Raw genomic sequence first — 18,024 nt, 5'->3', positions numbered from 1 at the left:
AAGGGCGTAACAGATCAGCCCAGGCTGCAGGCCTGGGTCTATAATGCACCCCGAAGACCTAGCCCTGTAAGGGCGAAACAATTCAAGGTAGGCACGTGACTCTAATTGCTAATCCCATACATGCCGCTCTTCAAACGCTATCTTATATTTATTCAAGAATGCCCGGTATTCATCCTTAAACGATGTTGTTTTATGATGCTCATGTTGGTTTCCGATGTATTGTTGGGCTCGGTCTATTTCTGACGGATTAACAGAAAATGCGCCGTAACCATTTTGCCAGTAAAAGTTAGCGAATGCCGCATCCTTCGCTTTTATCCATTTCGAAGAATGTGATTTTAATTCCTCTACAAGTTTTATCAAGGTGATTTTTCTGGAAAGCGTGCACAAAATATGAACGTGATCTGTATATCCTCCAATTTGAACAGCGTGACAGTCCAGTTTCTGACAAATACCAGCCAGGTATCGATGAAGGTTTTCTTCTATACCAGGTTGAATGAGGTGCTCTCTGTTTTTGGTGCTAAAAACAATATGAGTATAAATCTTAACGAGTGATTGTGACATCGGAGTATGGATTAACTATCAACGGCCGCGTGTCAATCATTTGCATAACATGAATAACGGCTTCACACTAATTAACGAGATTCTGAATAAAAAATCAAGGGGAGGCTAAAAGAATGCTCGGTTTGTTCCGCCCTTACAGGGCTAGGCCTTCGTTTTACCTCATTAACCCAGGCCTACAGCCTGGGCTGATCTGTTACGCCCTTACAGGGCTACTGTTGATGGAGAGCCTCTCTTCTTCTTAACTCTTGCCAGCGCTGAAAGGGCATAACCAGTAACGAGACTGAAGACCGGGTGCAACGAGCGCATAGATAATGTATCGGCCGTGAAAGGGGCGTAACAATACTATACCTGACGGCGAAGACGGTCGGAGACCTATCTCATTGGACGCCGAACTGGAAGGAGGAGTCGCTTCGTCAGTTTATAAATCTTACTGATGGTGATGGAGAGGAGAGTTTTATACCGATGAGCCAGATTATTGTAATGGATATAGCCAGTGAAGTGTTCGGTCGGGATTAACGTTCTGCCCTGGCGCCAGTAAGAGACCGGCGCCAGGGTGCGCGTTAACGCCAGCCCAACCCTGGTGCAACATGTGTCAAAATAGAAGACAGCATGTGTACATTATAGTCGACCCCCAACGTATTGGGTATCGTCAACAGCAGCGTATCCGCTTCCTGAATAGCTTCATCCTCCGCCAGCTCCCGGATCAGCTGGTCCGGCTCCGCAGCATAGGTCCTTCCGAAAATGGCGCGTTTGTCACTTTCTATATATCCGATCTTGTCGACCCTGTTGGTTCCCTGCCCGAAGAGATATCGGTCCTCATCCGTCACTAAAGCAAAAACAGAACGGCTCACCGAAACCCTCGGCTCGCGCGGATGCCCCGCTTTTTTCCAGGCTTCTTTGTACAGCCTGATCTGTTCTGCTTGTTGTACGTGGAAGGGCTTGCCGCTTTCGTCGAATTTCAAAGTAGAGCTTTGCAGGTGCATGCCATTCTCCGCTGCCCAAATAGCGGTAGCGTTGGAGGCGGCACCCCACCAGATCCGCTCCCGCAATCCTTCGGAGTGGGGTTCCAGTCGCAACAAGCCCGGTGGATTGGGAAACATCGGGTACGGATTGGGCTTGGCGAATCCTACACCGCTCAGCTTATCTAAAAATTGCAGCGCTTTGTTGCGCCCCATGTCTGCATCCGTTTCGCCTTTGGCCGGTTCGTATCCAAAATACCGCCATCCGTCGATCACCTGCTCCGGTGAACCTCGGCTGATCCCCAGTTGCAGTCGCCCGCCCGAGATCAGATCCGCCGCGCCGGCGTCTTCCACCATATAGAGCGGATTTTCATAACGCATGTCGATAACACCTGTTCCAATCTCGATGCGGCTGGTTTTAGCGCCGATAGCAGCCAGCAACGGGAACGGAGAGCCTAGCTGAGCGGCAAAATGATGTACCCGGAAATACGCGCCGTCTAAGCCGATCTCTTCCGCCGCAACGGCCAGGTCAATCGATTGGAGCAATGTATCGCTTGCCGTACGGGTTTTATAAGACGGATGATCGGACCAATGCCCGAACGATAAGAACCCTATCTTCTTCATACTATTTTTTACGTATAACAGCCCTCACCCGCCCGAGGTTCCTGATCACTTCCTTACCGGGAAGAAAACTCTGAACGTCGCGCCCTCGTCCGGCACACTCTCCACTTCGATCCTGCCATTGAGCTTTTCCACCTGTTGCCGGACCAAATACAGCCCAAGCCCTTTTCCCTCTGTATGCGTATGGAACCGCTTATAGAGCTTAAACAGATCGCCACCAAACCGGGTCAGATCAATACCCAACCCGTTATCCGCCACCTCCAGCACCGTGTACTCCGCCGTCTCGCGCGACGAGATCCGCACAAACGGCTTCCGGTCCGGCGACCGGTATTGAATGGCATTGCTCACCAGGTTATACAATATACTATTGACGTACGCCTTGATCGACACGATCCGCTCGCACATAAACCGCGCGTCCACCTGCACATCGTTCTCGCGCAGGAACGACTTCAGCGACTGCTGGATCAGGTCCAGCTCATCCTGGAAGCGTACATCCTCCAACGCCGAGAACTTATCATGCCGGATGTCGATGATCTTATTCAGATCGCGGATGATCGTTTCCAGCGACAACGCCGACTGCTCGATCAGCTGCATGATATTCTTCTTCTCCTCATACGTATGGGCCAGGCGGTGGATGTTCATCAGGCCCATCATGCTGGCAACCGGCCCGCGCAGGTTGTGAGACACCGTGTACGAGAACTGCTGCAGCTCGTTGTTCTGCTGCACCAGCTGTTGGTTGGTGTGCAGCAGGTCGAGGCTCTTTTCATCCAGCGACTTTTCAAGAAAACGGTTCTGCTCTTGCAAGGCCGTCTTCTGACGTTCGATCTCGTTGCTGGCCAGGATGAGACTCTCCTGGCTTTGGATCAGCTCTTCGCTTTGCGCCTGGATCTCTTCGTTCTGCGTCTCGATGTTTTTGTTGAGCTCGTGCAGCTCGCGGTTGCTGGCCTCCAGCTCGAGGTTCTTCAGGTTGAGACGTGCGATCAGCAGCTCGTTGCGGGCTTCGAAACGATCGAGTACGCTCTTGAGCGACAGCACACAACTGGTCAATAAGATATAGGAAACAAGCAAGGAAAGATTGTCGGCAATGTATTGCTTCGCGGTGGGCAGCGCGTGCAGGTTGCTGAAGTAACGCAAAAAGATATCCACCGTGGCAAAGATCAACGCATGCACCATCATGCAGGCAAACATGACCAGCTTCTCCGAGCGGAGAAAGATCAGCGCCGGTATGATCGAGGTAGCCATCAGCACAGCGTAGATGCCCGGCGACCGGTAATAATCATACAGGTCGGGATGTTGCACGCGGTGCAGGAAGAGGATGACGAGCGACGCCAGCGGAATGGCGATCGCGAGCAGCACGCGCGCAACGTGTACCTGCCGCGCGCGGTTCAGGATGGGAACGCTGCAAAGCACGACGATCGTGATGGAAAGCACTTTTGACGAAAAGGTCCACCCGCTCGGCAAAATATACACCAGATAGACCGTCGCCAGGATTGCCGAGATCAGGGCGATGATGTTGGTCAGGATGATCGCCCGGGCATGCAGGGTGGGCATGTCCGCGGTGACGCCTGTTTGGATAAAATTATTCCGAACCGATGATCTCATATAGGTATGACAGCCTGCGCTTAGGCGATCCAGTCAATATCTTTTTTCAACAGGTCCAGCGTATGCTGTTCGGGCGAGCCGGGCGTGGGACGGTGGTTATATTCCCATCGTGCCTGGGGGGGCAGGCTCATCAGGATGGACTCGGTGCGCCCGTCGGTGTCGAGCCCGAACTTGGTGCCGCGGTCCCATACCAGGTTAAACTCTACGTAACGGCCCCGGCGCAGGCATTGCCATTCCTTTTGCCGTTCTGTATACGGCAGGCTGTGATTCTTCTGCATATAATAAATATACAACGGCGCAAACGCCGAACCCACCGCGCGGATGAACTCAAAACGAGACGCTTTTGTAAACCCTTCGTTGTCTTTGAGATAGTCGAAGAAAATGCCGCCGATACCGCGGGTCTCCTGCCGGTGTTTGAGGTAGAAGTAGTCGTCGGCCCACTTCTTGAACGCCGGGTAATAGGAGGGATGATGCTGGTCGCAAACGCCCTTCAATTGCTGGTGGAAGTAACGCGCATCGGCTTCGTCTGCATAGTGCGGCGTCAGGTCGATACCGCCGCCGAACCACCAGGTACCATTGCTCATTTCAAAGTAACGGGTATTCATGTGAATGATCGGCACCATCGGACTGTGCGGATGCAACACAATCGATACACCAGTAGCAAAGAACTCCAGCGACGCATCGGCCGGTACCTTTAGGGAGCGCAGCACATGCTCCGGCGCAGGGCCCCACACGGCCGAGAAGTTGACACCGCCCTTTTCAAGGATCTTGCCGTCGGTAATGACCCGGCTCACGCCACCGCCGCCACCAGGACGTTCCCAGGCGTCGGAGATGAATTTGCCGGTGCCATCGGCGACTTCCAACTGTGAACAAATATCCTGCTGAAGCGTAGAGAACCAGTCGCGGATCGAGTCTTTTGTGGGCATGGAGTTCAAAATCGCAGTAAAGTTAATCCTAAATCGTTCTTGGGGGATATTATTAGATGAACGGGGCGGCATTATTAGATGAATTGCCATCGAAAACGTTTGAATCAGGTGAAATGGCGTATCTTTAACCCGAGACCAAATGTTACCATCATGGCTGTTGAAGAGACCGCAAGAGCCAGAAAGATGATCCGGTCGGACGTTGACCGTACCATTCTTCTCGACGCTTATACCTACCTGTGCACGGCCCGGCGGATGGCCGATCTGTACGATGAACACCGCGAGGTGTGCAGCAAGTATGTGCACAGTACATCCCGGGGCCACGAGGCCATTCAGCTGGCCGCCGGCATGCAGCTGGCGCCCCACGATTATGCATCCCTGTATTACCGCGACGAGTCCATGCTGCTGGGCATGGGGCTGGAGCCGTACGAGCTGATGTTGCAGCTCATGGCCAAACGCGACGACCCCTTCTCCGGCGGTCGCACATACTACGGCCACCCCTCGCTGCGGCGTACTGGCTTCCCCACGATACCACACCAAAGCTCCGCCACCGGCATGCAAGCCATCCCCGCCACGGGCATGGCACACGGCATCGCCTACCTCGAGTCGCAAGGACTGTCCATCCACGCGGGGTTGCCCGCCACGGAAGGACTACCGATCGTGCTTTGCTCGCTCGGCGACGGCTCCGTGACCGAAGGCGAAGTAGCCGAAGCCTTCCAGATGGCCGTGCTCAAGAAGTTACCCATACTCTATCTGGTACAGGACAACGATTGGGGGATCTCCGCCACCGGCGCCGAGATGCGCGCCATGGATGCGTATGAGTACGCCGCCGGGTTTAAAGGCCTGGAGCGCATGACCCTCGACGGGGCTGATTTTATCGGATCCTATACAGGTTTAGAAAAAGCGATCGCGCACGTACGCAGCCGCAAAGGCCCCATACTGGTGCACGCCCGTTGCCCGCTGCTGGGCCACCATACCTCCGGCGTACGCCGCGAATGGTACCGTGGCGCCGCCCTGACCCAGCACCCGCCACGCGCCCCGCTTGCGCCCCTCGAAGCATACCTGTTGGCCCACGGCGAAACCGAAGCGACCCTCGATGCCCTGCGCACGCGCGCAACGGTCCGTGTAGTCGCCGATTTTGAAAAAGCCCTGGCCGCCGCCGACCCCGATCCTGCAACATTCGACACCCACGAGTTCGCGCCGACACCCATCACCGAAGAGCGCGGCCGGCGGATATCCGCCGACGCCACCAAAGTGGTGATGGTCGATGCCGCCCTGCACGCCGTGGAAGAGATCCTCCAGGATCATCCCGAAGCCCTGTTCTATGGCCAGGACGTTGGCGGACGCCTCGGCGGAGTGTTCCGCGAAGCCGCCACGCTGGCCGGCAAGTACGGCGATGCCCGCGTTTTTAATACGCCGATCCAGGAAGCCTATATTGTAGGTTCGACGGCCGGCATGTCGGCGGTAGGAGCGAAGCCCATCGTCGAGATCCAGTTCGCCGACTATATCTGGCCGGGCATGAACCAGCTGGTAGAAGAGCTTTCCAAAAGCTGTTACCTCTCCCACGGCAAGTTTCCGATCCAGGCGCTGATCCGCGTGCCTATCGGCGCCTATGGCGGGGGTGGTCCGTATCACTCGGGCAGTATCGAGTCGACGCTGCTGACCATCCGCGGCATCAAGGTCGTATACCCCAGCAACGCGGCGGACATGAAGGGCCTGCTCAAAGCCGCCTTCTACGATCCCAACCCGGTGGTATTGTTAGAGCACAAAGGCCTGTACTGGTCCAAAGTGCCCGGCACCGCCGACGCGAAAACCCCCGAGCCCGACCGCGACTATATCATTCCCCTCGGCAAAGCCGCCACCGTACAACACGCCGCCGCCGACAAGATCGGGACCGGCGCCTCCTGCGTCGTGATCACCTACGGCATGGGCGTGTATTGGACCAAAGAAGCCGCCCGGGCCTACGAGGGCCGCGTCGAGATCATTGACCTGCGCACCCTCAACCCCCTCGACTGGCAAACCGTCACCACCGCCGTACAACGCCACGGCCGCGCGTGCATCGTCACCGAAGAACCGCTATTGAACTCCTTCGCCGAATCTCTCGCCGGTCGCATCAGCAAAGAATGCTTTCAGCATCTGGACGCCCCCGTATGGACCGTCGGCGCCGCCAACCTGCCCGCGGTAGCGTTAAATGTCGACCTGGAAAAGATGATGCTGCCCAGTGCAGCGAAGGTGGAGAGGGCGTTGGGGGAATTGCTGGGGTACTAGAAAGATAGTGTGAGCGTGAGTGTGAGAGCGAAGAAAAATCAGTGTGACCCGATCGCCATCGGCGTGCTCGCTCTCGCTCTCACACTCACACTGATTTAAAATGGGTATCCGATCCCCACGTTATAAATAACCGGCTCCCGATAATTCGTCCAACCACCGTCAGCAGTCTGCGTGGCATACGGCCTGAAGAACCGCACCTTATCCAGCACAAACTTATCGCCTTCATCGCGCGCGGGATCCCACACCTTCATCCCCACATCGAGTCGCAGAATGAGGAACGTAAAGTCAAAGCGTAAGCCAAAGCCCGTTCCCACGGCAATCTCTTTATAGAACTGATCAAACTTGAACTGGGAGTTACCATTTTCCACTTCTACCTCGGTCGCTGGATCTACTTTGACACGCCGCTGGAATGTCCACGTATTACCGGCGTCGACGAAGATCGCGCCACTCACAAAGCCAAAGAGCTTTTGGCGGATTTCAACGCTCGCTTCGAGCAGCACCTCGGCAGGTTGCTCGATGCTGTAGTCAAACAAACCGTCTTCGCGCGGATTGCCCCGTGCGAGCGGGTCCTCTCCATTCATGCGCGGTTTGAAAGAGCCTGGTCCCAGGCGGCGCGGACGCCAGGCACGGATACTGTTGCTGCCGCCGGCAAAGAAGAACTTTTCGTACGGAAGGCTCCGGCCGTCGGAATACGAGTACGCAAACCCCGAGTTGAAGCGGTAGGCCGCGGTGGTATTTTTGTGCAACACGTTGATGCGCCGCAGGTCGAGGCTGAAGCGCAGGTACTTGAAATAGTTCAGGTCGTATTGCGTCACGATCTGCGGATCGAGGAAGTTCCAGATCGTACCGCCGCTTTCCACTTGCGCGCGGATAAAGCCGGAGCTGCGCTCAGCGTTACCGTAGTTTTTGTAGTTCCACGTCACCCCGAAAATGATGCTGTTCACAAACGACGGCCGGAAAGAGTTGATCAGACTGTAGTTACCCTGCTCGGCCTGTTCCGTGAGCAGCGTCTTGAAGCCCGTCGACAGGTTGGCCGTATCGATCACGCTCAGGTTGACGGGCGTCAGCTGATAGGAGCGGCCCTTGTTGTTTTGCCAGGTATAGCTGCCCACGATCGACACCGCCGTACGCCGGTACTCGGGACGATCCGTATACGCATACCCCGCCGTAAACTTCGTCTTCGGGTTATACGCCGCATGCCGGAAACGTGTACGATCGCGGAAAGGCCAGATAAACTGGGGGAATGTGAACGACGCATTCACCCCCGCTTCGGTGCTCTTGTAGAAGTTCTGGTCCCGCGTTGCCGACGCCACCCCCTCAAAACCGAACCGGCCGCTCAGGTCGAACGTCTCCATGCCTTTAAAGACATTGCGCTTTTTGAAAGAGATATTATAGAACGGGCCGGGGTACCCCTGCGTCACGTTTACGCCGGCCTCGTTGCTCCACTCGTACCGCGACAGCGGACTGGTAAAGATGTTGGCGATGAACCGGCCGCCCGTCGTGTCGTAGTTGATGTTGACGAACTTGAAGGCATCTACGTTGGCCAGCTGCCGTTGCGTGTTGAGGGTCAGCGCGCGGCTGTATTGGTCTCCCGGTTTCAGGAAGACGCGTTGCGACAGGATCTTGAGGTTATAGTTGTCTTCATAGTACCGGAAGTGAATGTCGCGGTAGGAGCGCTCCCGGCGCTCGCGACGGAAGCGGTTCGTGCTGGCGTCGGTGGTGAAGTTCACTTCGTCTACGGTGAAGCGCTTGTGATAGCCCCGCTTGGCCGGCTCATGTATCTGGACCATCACGGCAATGCGGCGGTTGGGGCTTTCATAGGCCGTGTCCATCTTGAACTCGATGTACTGGCGGCTGAAGTCGTAGTAGCCGTTGTCTTTCAGGAGGAAGTCCAGGCGCTCGCGCTCCAGCGTCAGGTTGTCTTCGTCGTAGCGTTCGCCCTTCTTTAAGAAGCTGGCCCGCTCGTTTGAGAGAACGGTGCGGAGAATGGCCGTGTCGGCGATCTGGTAAAAGATCGAGTCGATGTGATATGCCGGACCGGGCTCCACCGTATACAACACTTTTACACGCTTGCGCAAAATGCGGGAAGTGTCGATGCGGGCATGCACCTGGTTGAGGAAGTAGCCTTTCGAGAACAGGTATCCGCGAAAGCGCCCTTCGGTAATGCTCACCAGCGAGCTGTCGAACACCGCCACCGGCTCACCCCATTGCATGACGGTGTTACCTTCGTCGATCTTTTTGTCGAACTTCTCCAGCTTCTGCTGCTTGCGGAACTGCAGGTTGTTGATCTTGCGGGGCTTGGTGGCGGCGGCGATCTTGGCGTCGAACTTCTTTTCGGCCTTCTCCTTGCGTTTGATCATCTTCTCCTGGTCGTACGAGCGGTAGCCCAGGTAATAAATGCCCACCAGGGGGGCGATGGGCAGGCCGAGCATCTTGCGGTTGGACTCCTGGGCGTAGAAGTTGCTCAGCTCGTCCCTGTCGATCTCGCGCGGTGCGTCGATGCGCTGCTGGTAGAGCAGCTTTTCGTTGTCCTTGAGGTGTTTGATGCCCAGGCAGCCTGACAGCAGCGGTATGAGAGTGATAAAAAGAAAATATTTACCTTTCGAAGTTCTCACGCGTCAACCATGCTGTCAAAAGCCAGAATCAAGTTCATTAAATCTTTGCAATTAAAGAAATACCGCAAACAGGAGCAATGTTTTGTGGTCCAGGGAGCCAAGAGTGTGCAGGAATTACTTCGTTCCGACTTCGAGACGCTCACCGTGCTGGGCACCGCCGAATTCCTGGCCACGTGCCCGCCGGCCGGCAAAGCCGAAGTACTGGAAGTAACGGCCAGGGCCCTGGAAGAGCTTGGCGAGTTCCAGACCAACGACGCCGCCCTGGCGGTAGCCCGCCTCAAACCCAACCAGCCGCTGACCGTCGGTGCCACCGAGTTTGCCCTCGCCCTCGACGACATCCGCGACCCCGGCAACCTGGGCACCATCTTACGGACCGCCGACTGGTACGGCATCCGCAAAGTGATCGCCTCATCCGAGACCGCCGACGTCTACAACGCCAAAGTGATCAGCGCCACCATGGGCTCCTTCACCCGCGTACAAGTCTACTACACCGACCTCGAAACCTACTTGCCCACGGCCGGCTGCCCCGTCTTCGGCGCCTTCCTCAACGGCGCCAACGTACACACCACCGCTTTCGGCGCCCGCGGCATCGTCCTGATCGGCAACGAGTCCCGCGGCATCAGCGCCACCCTCGCCCCCCAGGTCACCCACAAAGTCACCATCCCCCGCTACGGCCAGGCCGAGTCCCTCAACGCCGCCATCGCCACCGCCATCATCTGCGACAACCTCGCCCGACAAAAATCAGAGTGAGTGTGAGCGTGAGAGCGAAGAGGGCAGGTTCAGCGCGCAGCGCTGAATGAATGGCATCTGGTTCGTGTCTTAGCCCCGCCCCGGGGCGGAGACTCGGACCTAGCATGGGGGCGGTCTCCCGACCGCCCAACGGTACCGTCGTAACCTGCGTAACTATACACTCGCCCGGCCACGCCTCCGAGCCCAATAAAAAAAGCCCGTCACGAGCGTAACGGGCTTTTAAATTATTCGCTGGAAGGCCTTACGCCATTTCCCTCAAATCCACCGGCACCACACGCGAAACCCCTTTCTCCACCATCGTGATACCATAGATCACGTCCGTGGAAGTCATCGTACGTTTGTTGTGCGTTACGATCACAAACTGAGAGTCCTTGCTAAAGGTCCGGATGATGTTGTTGAACTTATCGATGTTGGCGTCGTCCAGCGGCGCGTCCACTTCGTCGAAGATACAGAACGGTGCCGGCTTTAACAGATACATCGAGAACAGCAGGGCCGTGGCCGTCAGCGTCTTCTCACCACCCGACAGCTGGTTGATCGTCAGCGGGCGCTTGCCTTTCGGCTTGGCAATGATATCGATATCCGACTCCAGCGGGTTGTTCGGATCGACCAGGCGCAGGTCGCAGTGGTCGTCTTCCGTAAACAACGACCGGAATACACGTATGAAGTGCTCCTTGATCTTGTTGAACGAATCCATAAAGGTCGTGCTCGCCACGCCCTCGATCTCGCCGATCGTGCTCATCAACGACTCTTTGGCCTTGAGAAGGTCGTCCTTCTGTGCCATGATAAAGTCGTTGCGTTGTTTGATCTCCGTATAAGCTTCCATCGCCATCGGGTTGATGGGGCCCATGTTGTCCAGGCGGTTGCGGATCTTCTGCACTTCCTCGCGTACCTTCACTTCGTCCAGGGCGCTCAGTTGCTCTGCCTCTTCCGGTGTCGCTTCTCCCACGACCGTATCCAGGTCTACGTTGAACTCGACGGACAGACGCTCCTTCACTGAGTTGAGGTGCATTTTGCTTTCGTTCAGCTGGCCTTGCAGCTCGATCAGCGTATTGTCGATCGCCTGGCGCTGGTGCTGGATCTCGCGCAGTGACTTCTCCACTTTGTCGATCTGGCCGCGGGCTTCGTAGTAATCTTTCTCCGCTTCGGCGAGTCCTTTTTCCATCGCCTCTTTCTCTTCGTACATGCCCAGCAGCTCGTCGTCGTTGCTCTGGGTATTTTCGATGATGCGTTTTACTTCTTCTTCGTTCTTTTTCAGCTCCTCGACGTTGACGTCGATGCGCTGCGCGCTCTGCTCCATCGACTCCTGCTTAAAGCGGATCTCCTGGTCGATGCTCTTCACGCGGTTGTCCTGCTGGTGGAAGAAAATGTTCTGCTCGTTGTAGGCGGCGGACTTCTGCGTCAGCAGCTCGTTGTTGCTGGCCAGGTCCTGCGCAATGTCGGCCAGGCGTTCTTCCTGCGCTTCGTAGTCGCGTTGTACTTCCTTGGCTTTGGGACGAAGCTCCTCCAGTTCCTGGCGCAGGGTATCGATCTTTTCGAGAATGTCCTCGCGGCGCAGGTCGGCGCTGCTCAGCATTTCGGCGAACTGCTCGCGCTTGGTGCGGAAGGAAACATACTCTTCGTTCACCTGGCGGATGGTGTTCTGCACCTCGTCGATCTGCTGGCGGATCTTGTTGTTGCGCAGCTTTTCCAGGTCGGCTTGCTTTTCCAGCAGGCTGTTGCGAATGCCGTCCAGCTTGGAAGTCAGCTCCTTGATCTCCTTCTCCAGCTTCTCCATGTTCTTGGCGCGGCCGATCTTCTTCCCTTCGAAGAGGCCCACCGAACCGCCCGAGATGCTGAATTTGCGGCGCGTGAGCTTACCGTTCTTGGTAATGAACGTGTTGTCGTCGCTGGCCGGCAGGTGTTTCATGTCACCCTCGTAGATATATACCTTGTCGAGGATGTAGGCCATCAGCTTGCGATACTTCTGATCGTACTCGATGATCTCCGTTGCCGGGAAAGCGTTGTCGTAGATCCGGCCCGGCGTGGACTCGAACTTATCGAACGAGTCGAGGATAAAGAAGTGCGCCTTGCCCTTGGCCGCGTCGCTCAGGATGTTGATGGCATCGTATGCCTCCGACTCGTGGTCGACGATATAGTAATTGAGGTATTGCTCCAGGTAGTTTTCGATCGCTACGCGATACTCTTCCGACGTCGTCAGGATGTCCGACAGGAGGGGAGCATTCTTGCCCACCTTCTTCTTGAGGAACTTGATGGCTTCGGGAAAGCCCTCCAGGTTCTCCACCAGCGACTTGGTGAGGTTATACTCGTTCTGACGGGCGTCGAGCTTACGGCCGGTCACGTTCATCTCCTCACGGATCATCTCGATGGTCTTTTCCATCGCCGTGATGCGGCCCTGCACTTCTTCCTCTTCTTTCTTCAGGCGGTCCTGCTGGGCGTTGCCCTTGTCGAGCTCCTCTTGCAATACTTTCAGTTTGCTTTCGAACTCCACGAGGCTGGCGTTTTGCAGCGACGTATCGGAGGCCGTCTTTTCCAGCTCCTGCTTGAGCGACGACGCCTGGATCTCGCGGATCTCTACCGCCTTGTTGATCTGGAAGCTTTCTTCCTGCTTCTCGCGTTGTACGCGACGCAGCGAATCGGCTTGCGTCTGCAGCTCGTTGGTGATGCGTTTCTGGTCTTCGTATTCGGCCTTCTGGCGCTCCAGCTTCTGGGTGATCTCCTCCAGAATGCCCTCTGCCGTACCACGCTCGCCCTCGAGGCTCTGCACGCTGAAGCGCGCGCGCTCGTTGCTTTTCTTATCCTGCTCGATCTGGTCGCGCAGGCCGTTAGCCCGGTCGTTGAGGTATTTGAGACGTTCGTTCTTGATCTGCTTTTCGCTTTCGTACTGGCGGATCTTCGACACGAACTCGTTGATGGCCTTCTGGCGCGAGCTCAGGGTCTTCTCCTTGATGACCAGGTCGGCCTTCTCCTTCTCGATGGACGCTTCCTTCTCCGCCACGTCGGCTGCCATGCCGATCTTGCGATCGTTCTCGGCCTGCACTTGTTTGCTGATAGCGTCGAACTTGTCCTTTTGTTTGTTCACCACCACCTTGGCCAGGGTAATGCTCTTGGCCTTATATTCTTCCTTGACGCGGTAGTAGGTCTCCGTTTGCTTGGCCTGCTTTTCGAGGCTCTTCATGTTCTTCTCGATCTCGAACTGCAGGTCGGCTACACGCTCCAGGTCGGCGTCGGTGTCTTCGAGCTTCTTGAGCGTTTCCTTTTTGCGTTTCTTGAACTTCGAGATCCCGGCCGCTTCTTCAAACAGCATCCGGCGCGAGTGGTCCTTGTCGTTGAGCAGGTCGTCGACCATGCCCAGCTGGATGATAGCGTAGCTGTTGGAAGCCACCCCGGTGTCGAGGAACAGGTTAGTGATGTCTTTGAGACGGCAGGTTACGCCGTTCAGCAGGTACTCACTTTCACCGGTGCGGTACAAGCGCCGGGTGATGGTGATCTGCGAATATTCCGTGGGCAGAATGTTCTTGGTATTGTTGATGGTCAGCGCCACTTCCGCCATCTGTTGGGCGCCGCGGCCGCTCGTGCCGTTGAAGATCACGTTCTCCATCTTCTCTGAGCGCAGCGCACTGGTCTTCTGTTCCCCCAGCACCCACCGGATAGAGTCGACGACGTTCGACTTCCCGCACCCGTTCGGCCCGACGATCCCTGTGATCCCCTCGTCAAAGTTGATCACGACCTTGTCGGCAAAACTCTTGAAGCCTTTGATCTCCAGTTTCGCTAATTGCATGCTCTATCGATTGTTATAGATTGTAAAAAACCGCTGTACCTATCTTCCGTCCTGATCTTGAGGGTAATGTAACCTTGTGGTAACGGCCCGTCAGGAAAAGGAGAAGTCGGCAAAGATAACGTGTCGTATCGGGCAATTCAAAATTAAAATTGAGATGCCGCCAGGACGCTAAAAACGACGTTTTGGAGGATTTTTTACCCTCCGGCAGCCTAAAAAACGCCCGAAATCACCCATGTGCTTTTTTCGATCGCCGCCAAAGGCGCGGGGTCGCCATCGTTCGGATATTTGATGACAGCAAAACCTTCTCCCCCCATGATCCGATCTTTTCTGCCGGCACTGGCCGTATTATTTGCGTTTAACACGTTCGCACAACCCACTGTGTCGCAGGATGACACATACACCCTCGCCAACGTCCGCCGCATGCGTGCCGTACAGTTTTTGATGAGCCCCTACGGATCGGTCACCAAGAAGAGCGTCCCCGGCGGAAACCGGCGGCACCGCTACGAAGTTCAGCTCAAATGCGACAGCACGTTTCAGGAGACCGGCCGCATCGAGCAGTATAGCTGGGGCGATATCTTTGTCATGGGCGGGAAACACCACTACCGCATCGTCAAACCCGACAGCACGCTGCGTGTGAACCGCATCGTGAACAGCCGCCGCACGTTAGAGGGCGTGCCGCACAAAGGCGGGTGGGTGTTTCGCATCGTAACGGGGGCCGTTAGAGGCTATTCGCGTTATCCCGAAGAGACGTTGAGCCGTGTGGTCTACATGCAGCTGGAACCCGACGGACCCATTGAAGCCGCCGACGTACAACGGCTGGGTAAGATCATGTCGGAAAATGAAGCCGCCATGGCGCTGCTACGCAAAAGAAAGATCGGTGCCGCGATGGAACGGTATAATCAGGATCTTGCCGACGACGGACAGCTGCGGTAACGAGCGATATTATCCACATAGTTATTCACATTTTGTTCACATTTGTGACCGGCGAGCCGGTTTTCCCTCAAAAGTATATATCGAGCCAGGATAAACCAGTTTTAGTCCAGAACTAAGCTAGTGCTTAGCTACTTTATACCTACATCTAATAAGATGTAGGTTATCTTCTATTAAAAAATAAATTAAGTGTAATCTATATCTTGGTAGTATAGGAAGTTGCTATATTGTTCGTGGATACCGTTTGGACCCTCGTGGCGTTCGTATAGTGACCTCGTTATAACCGTTTAAACAAACCTGTATGGCCTATCTAACCGAACTGAAATTTAGTGGAAGCCTCGGCGACTTCACCGCGTATAAAATGCGCGGCACCGACAAGACCGTCATCCGCCGCAAGGGTGGCGCAAGCAAAGAAACCATTCGCACCTCGCGCCGGTTTGCCACGGCGCGGCTCTGGATGACCGAGTTCGGCGGCTGTTCCACCATGGGCAAAGAAGTGCGGTTCATGATGCACCCCATGAAGGCCCTGGCCGACTACAACTTTAGTGGCTTCGTCAACAAAGCCCTGAAACAGATCCAAAAACTGGACGGCGTCAGCGTCTTGGGTCGTCGCGCCATCCGCCTCTCGCAACACCCGGAATTACTCCAGGGCTTTTCACTGAATAAATATACCACGTTCGACTCGATGGTCCGCACGCCGGTAACCTGTACCATCGACCGCGCCACCGGGTCGGCCCGCATCAACATCCCCAGGCTGGTACGCGACATCAACTTCTTCCCCAACGGTCCGCACCCGGCGTACAGCCTGGTGGTGTGCCTGGGCGTTGTGCCCGACTTTGAGTTCAACAGCCAGACCGGCAAATACGCGCCGCCGCAATGGTATGACAGCATGCAGGGTTGGGCGATAGCCGAAACTCCCTGGTATTCTTCGCTAAAAGGCTCGCCCGCGCAGACACTCGACATCGCACTACAGAACGCCATTCCGCCCGATGCCGGCTACAGCCTGCAACTCACAGTAGGGGTGCAGTTCGGCGTACTTCACGACAACGGTACGGTTAAACAGATCAAACGTACAGGCGCCGCAAAAATTCTGTCTGTCGCCGGGAGCGGTCCAACAGATGAAATTATACCGAATATAGGATCTTTTGGAGATACCGACGCCTTTTTGCCGGAAACGTTTTTGGCAGACGATCCGCAGGAGGATATCCCCTCGGCATCCGGCCTCGCGCCGGCACCGCCCGCTGCACCGAAGGCATTTCGTGAACCGCCAGCCGATCCGCGGAAAGTTGCCTATACTTATATTTCGACAGGGAATCGGGCGGTCGAGCCCGCCGCCACGAAAAGTGAGCGTGTGTTTGAGGTAGGAGTGACGGACGTGTACTTTAGCGGTTACCAATGAGCTAAAATAAAGCGTCTACGAAGTCAGATCCGCTGCGCGGCACTGAAATACTGGCGTGATCGGTAATCTAAGCCAAAACTGTTCAGGTCCCCGCGGACTGAAGATCCCGACAGCCACAACGTTACCGCTGCGTAACGCTGCAAAAACAGGCCCAATAGTACGGGCGTTGTGTTTATTGGAAATCAGGAGCATGCAGAAATCGGGCGTCGCGATTTGCGGTATCGATTGAATCAGTATGTTCACGCTGCGTGTATGTTAATTACGGTATTGTCTGTTGTTTTGCACAAAAAGTGTGGTAACTTTGAAACGATTTCAATTCATCGGTCATAAAACACATTGATAGCTGAATTCGGTAATTTCGGCGTATATCAGTTGTCTGGCATCGGCGAATTAACCGCATCCCTCTAGTTGATAACAAGCTAAAAATCAGATTATAATATGCTGCAGCGTATTCTTGTGGGCCTTGGTGTGCTCAATTTGTTGTTCGTCATCTTCTTAGGTGTTTTGTTTTTCCAAGGTCAGAATGTCGTGTATGTGGATTCTGTCAAATTGATGAATGGCTACAAAGGCATGCAAGATGCTCGTGCAGCGTATCAACAAAAAGCCGGCGCATGGAAAGCCAATATCGACACATTGGCGTCGGAAGTGCAAAAGCAGATTTTTACGTATGAAAAGGAAAGCCCGCGCATGAGCGCGAAAGAGCGCCAGCTTTCACAGGAGCTCATCCGTACGAAGCAAAAGCAATTTACGGATTACCAACAGGCCATGAACACGCAGGCCCAGCAGGAAGATTCAAAAATGACCGGCGAGGTGGTGACACAGGTGAATGCCTATCTCAAGAAATACGGTGAAGCGAACGGCTATAAAATCATTCTGGCAGCGACGGAATATGGCAATATAGCGTATGCTGACGAAGGTTTGGATATTACCGAAAAGGTACTGGAAGGCTTGAACAACGAATACGTCGGTAAATAAATAGACAGACACAATGCCTTCCACGATGTTTGTCCGACTGTTACTGATTTGTGTAGCGTGTGCGACGGTTGCTTGCAGCCCTGGCCATTTGTCGAAAGATGAGCTCATCGCATTTGTCGGCGATGAAGAGAACGGCGTAAGGCAATCGGTAACGATTGGCAGAACGGAGGTGAATATTCAATATCGTCCGACAGATCTATGGGTAGCCCAGGAGTTAGACGGTGAAACACCGCGGAAAGCCCAAATCGATTCGCTGCGCAAGAAATACGATCGCTATTACTATTTCATTCTAAGTTTTTCGCAAGACAAGAAAGAAGCATTGCACCAGGTTCAGGAGGGTTTCGGCCAATACAGCGAGCTGGTGCAAGTTCTCTCGTTCCACATGCCCGAGTACGTTACGCTGACAACCAGCGCCCAGGACACGATACCTGTTGGCGACTTTATGCTCAATCGTACGTATGGCATGAGCAGCGCCACGGAGGTGTTGTTTGTTTTCTCTCGTGAAAAAGCGACGGACCAGGAATGGGTGCAATTCAACCTGAATGAATTTGGGATGGGGATCGGCAACCAACGTTTTCGCTTTAAGCGCAGCGATCTGGAGAATGTGCCGGCACTGGCATTCTGATTCGCACAGCGCTGGACA

12 protein-coding genes are annotated in these 18,024 nt (G+C 55.1%); 6 read left to right on the top strand and 6 right to left on the bottom strand.

All coding sequences use genetic code 11. The features are described 5' to 3' along the window. Positions 1–108: 108 nt before the first annotated feature. The 4 genes from tnpA to hemF form a co-directional block, all read right to left on the bottom strand. The gene (gene tnpA, locus KK078_RS10175) at positions 109–561 is read right to left on the bottom strand and encodes an IS200/IS605 family transposase (RefSeq protein WP_254090160.1); all 453 of its coding nucleotides are present in this window, start codon (positions 559–561) and stop codon (positions 109–111) included. A 560-nt stretch (positions 562–1,121) separates the two neighbouring features. Beyond that, positions 1,122–2,144: an LLM class flavin-dependent oxidoreductase gene (locus KK078_RS10170; protein ID WP_254090159.1), complete on the bottom strand. Its 1,023-nt coding sequence runs from the start codon at positions 2,142–2,144 to the stop codon at positions 1,122–1,124. Between the two features lie 45 nt (positions 2,145–2,189). Further along, complete coding sequence (locus tag KK078_RS10165) at positions 2,190–3,743, bottom strand: sensor histidine kinase (RefSeq protein ID WP_254090158.1); 1,554 nt, start codon at positions 3,741–3,743, stop codon at positions 2,190–2,192. A 20-nt stretch (positions 3,744–3,763) separates the two neighbouring features. After that, entirely contained in the window at positions 3,764–4,669 is a 906-nt protein-coding gene (gene hemF, locus KK078_RS10160; protein ID WP_254090157.1) for an oxygen-dependent coproporphyrinogen oxidase, read from the bottom strand. Between the two features lie 150 nt (positions 4,670–4,819). Here hemF and KK078_RS10155 point away from each other — a divergent pair, with 150 nt between their 5' ends. Next, on the top strand, positions 4,820–6,934 hold the full coding sequence (locus tag KK078_RS10155; RefSeq protein WP_254090156.1) for an alpha-ketoacid dehydrogenase subunit alpha/beta: 2,115 nt from the start codon (positions 4,820–4,822) through the stop codon (positions 6,932–6,934). 95 nt (positions 6,935–7,029) lie between these two features. Here KK078_RS10155 and tamL read toward each other — a convergent pair whose 3' ends face one another. Then, positions 7,030–9,549 carry a translocation and assembly module lipoprotein TamL gene (gene tamL / locus KK078_RS10150; protein ID WP_254090155.1) on the bottom strand — a complete coding sequence of 840 codons (2,520 nt, stop codon included), beginning with the start codon at positions 9,547–9,549 and terminating at the stop codon, positions 7,030–7,032. 9 nt (positions 9,550–9,558) lie between these two features. On the opposite strand from tamL, the gene KK078_RS10145 reads away from it, so the two are divergent. Beyond that, entirely contained in the window at positions 9,559–10,299 is a 741-nt protein-coding gene (locus tag KK078_RS10145; protein ID WP_254090154.1) for a TrmH family RNA methyltransferase, read from the top strand. 241 nt (positions 10,300–10,540) lie between these two features. On the opposite strand, the gene smc is transcribed toward KK078_RS10145, so the two are convergent. After that, positions 10,541–14,077, bottom strand: a complete 3,537-nt coding sequence (smc, locus tag KK078_RS10140) for a chromosome segregation protein SMC (protein WP_254090153.1) — start codon at positions 14,075–14,077, stop codon at positions 10,541–10,543. A 312-nt stretch (positions 14,078–14,389) separates the two neighbouring features. Between smc and KK078_RS10135 the strand changes: the two genes are divergently transcribed. From KK078_RS10135 to KK078_RS10120, 4 genes are all read left to right on the top strand, one after another. Then, positions 14,390–15,010, top strand: coding sequence for a hypothetical protein (locus tag KK078_RS10135; RefSeq protein ID WP_254090152.1), 621 nt, complete (start codon positions 14,390–14,392; stop codon positions 15,008–15,010). A 298-nt stretch (positions 15,011–15,308) separates the two neighbouring features. Continuing rightward, on the top strand, positions 15,309–16,406 hold the full coding sequence (locus tag KK078_RS10130) for a hypothetical protein (protein WP_254090151.1): 1,098 nt from the start codon (positions 15,309–15,311) through the stop codon (positions 16,404–16,406). 438 nt (positions 16,407–16,844) lie between these two features. Then, a complete protein-coding gene (locus KK078_RS10125; protein WP_254090150.1) occupies positions 16,845–17,381 on the top strand; it encodes an OmpH family outer membrane protein in 537 nt (178 codons plus the stop codon). An 88-nt stretch (positions 17,382–17,469) separates the two neighbouring features. Next, positions 17,470–18,006, top strand: a complete 537-nt coding sequence (locus KK078_RS10120; protein ID WP_254090149.1) for a hypothetical protein — start codon at positions 17,470–17,472, stop codon at positions 18,004–18,006. The last annotated feature ends 18 nt before the right edge of the window (positions 18,007–18,024 follow it).

The organism is Dawidia soli, assembly GCF_018598185.1.
Lineage (GTDB): Bacteria > Bacteroidota > Bacteroidia > Cytophagales > Cyclobacteriaceae > Ohtaekwangia > Ohtaekwangia soli.
The sequence above is the reverse complement of the archived record's forward strand: the minus strand, read 5'-3'. Positions and strand labels throughout refer to the sequence as shown.

Excerpts from the sequence above, each read along its gene's own strand:
- KK078_RS10170 (WP_254090159.1), bottom strand. The coding sequence starts at position 2,144 with ATGAAGAAGATAGGGTTCTTATCGTTCGGGCATTGGTCCGATCATCCG.
- smc (WP_254090153.1), bottom strand. The coding sequence starts at position 14,077 with ATGCAATTAGCGAAACTGGAGATCAAAGGCTTCAAGAGTTTTGCCGAC.
- KK078_RS10135 (WP_254090152.1), top strand. The coding sequence starts at position 14,390 with ATGATCCGATCTTTTCTGCCGGCACTGGCCGTATTATTTGCGTTTAAC.
- tnpA (WP_254090160.1), bottom strand. The coding sequence starts at position 561 with ATGTCACAATCACTCGTTAAGATTTATACTCATATTGTTTTTAGCACC.
- KK078_RS10125 (WP_254090150.1), top strand. The coding sequence starts at position 16,845 with ATGCTGCAGCGTATTCTTGTGGGCCTTGGTGTGCTCAATTTGTTGTTC.
- KK078_RS10130 (WP_254090151.1), top strand. The coding sequence starts at position 15,309 with ATGGCCTATCTAACCGAACTGAAATTTAGTGGAAGCCTCGGCGACTTC.
- KK078_RS10145 (WP_254090154.1), top strand. The coding sequence starts at position 9,559 with ATGCTGTCAAAAGCCAGAATCAAGTTCATTAAATCTTTGCAATTAAAG.
- KK078_RS10165 (WP_254090158.1), bottom strand. The coding sequence starts at position 3,743 with ATGAGATCATCGGTTCGGAATAATTTTATCCAAACAGGCGTCACCGCG.
- KK078_RS10155 (WP_254090156.1), top strand. The coding sequence starts at position 4,820 with ATGGCTGTTGAAGAGACCGCAAGAGCCAGAAAGATGATCCGGTCGGAC.
- hemF (WP_254090157.1), bottom strand. The coding sequence starts at position 4,669 with ATGCCCACAAAAGACTCGATCCGCGACTGGTTCTCTACGCTTCAGCAG.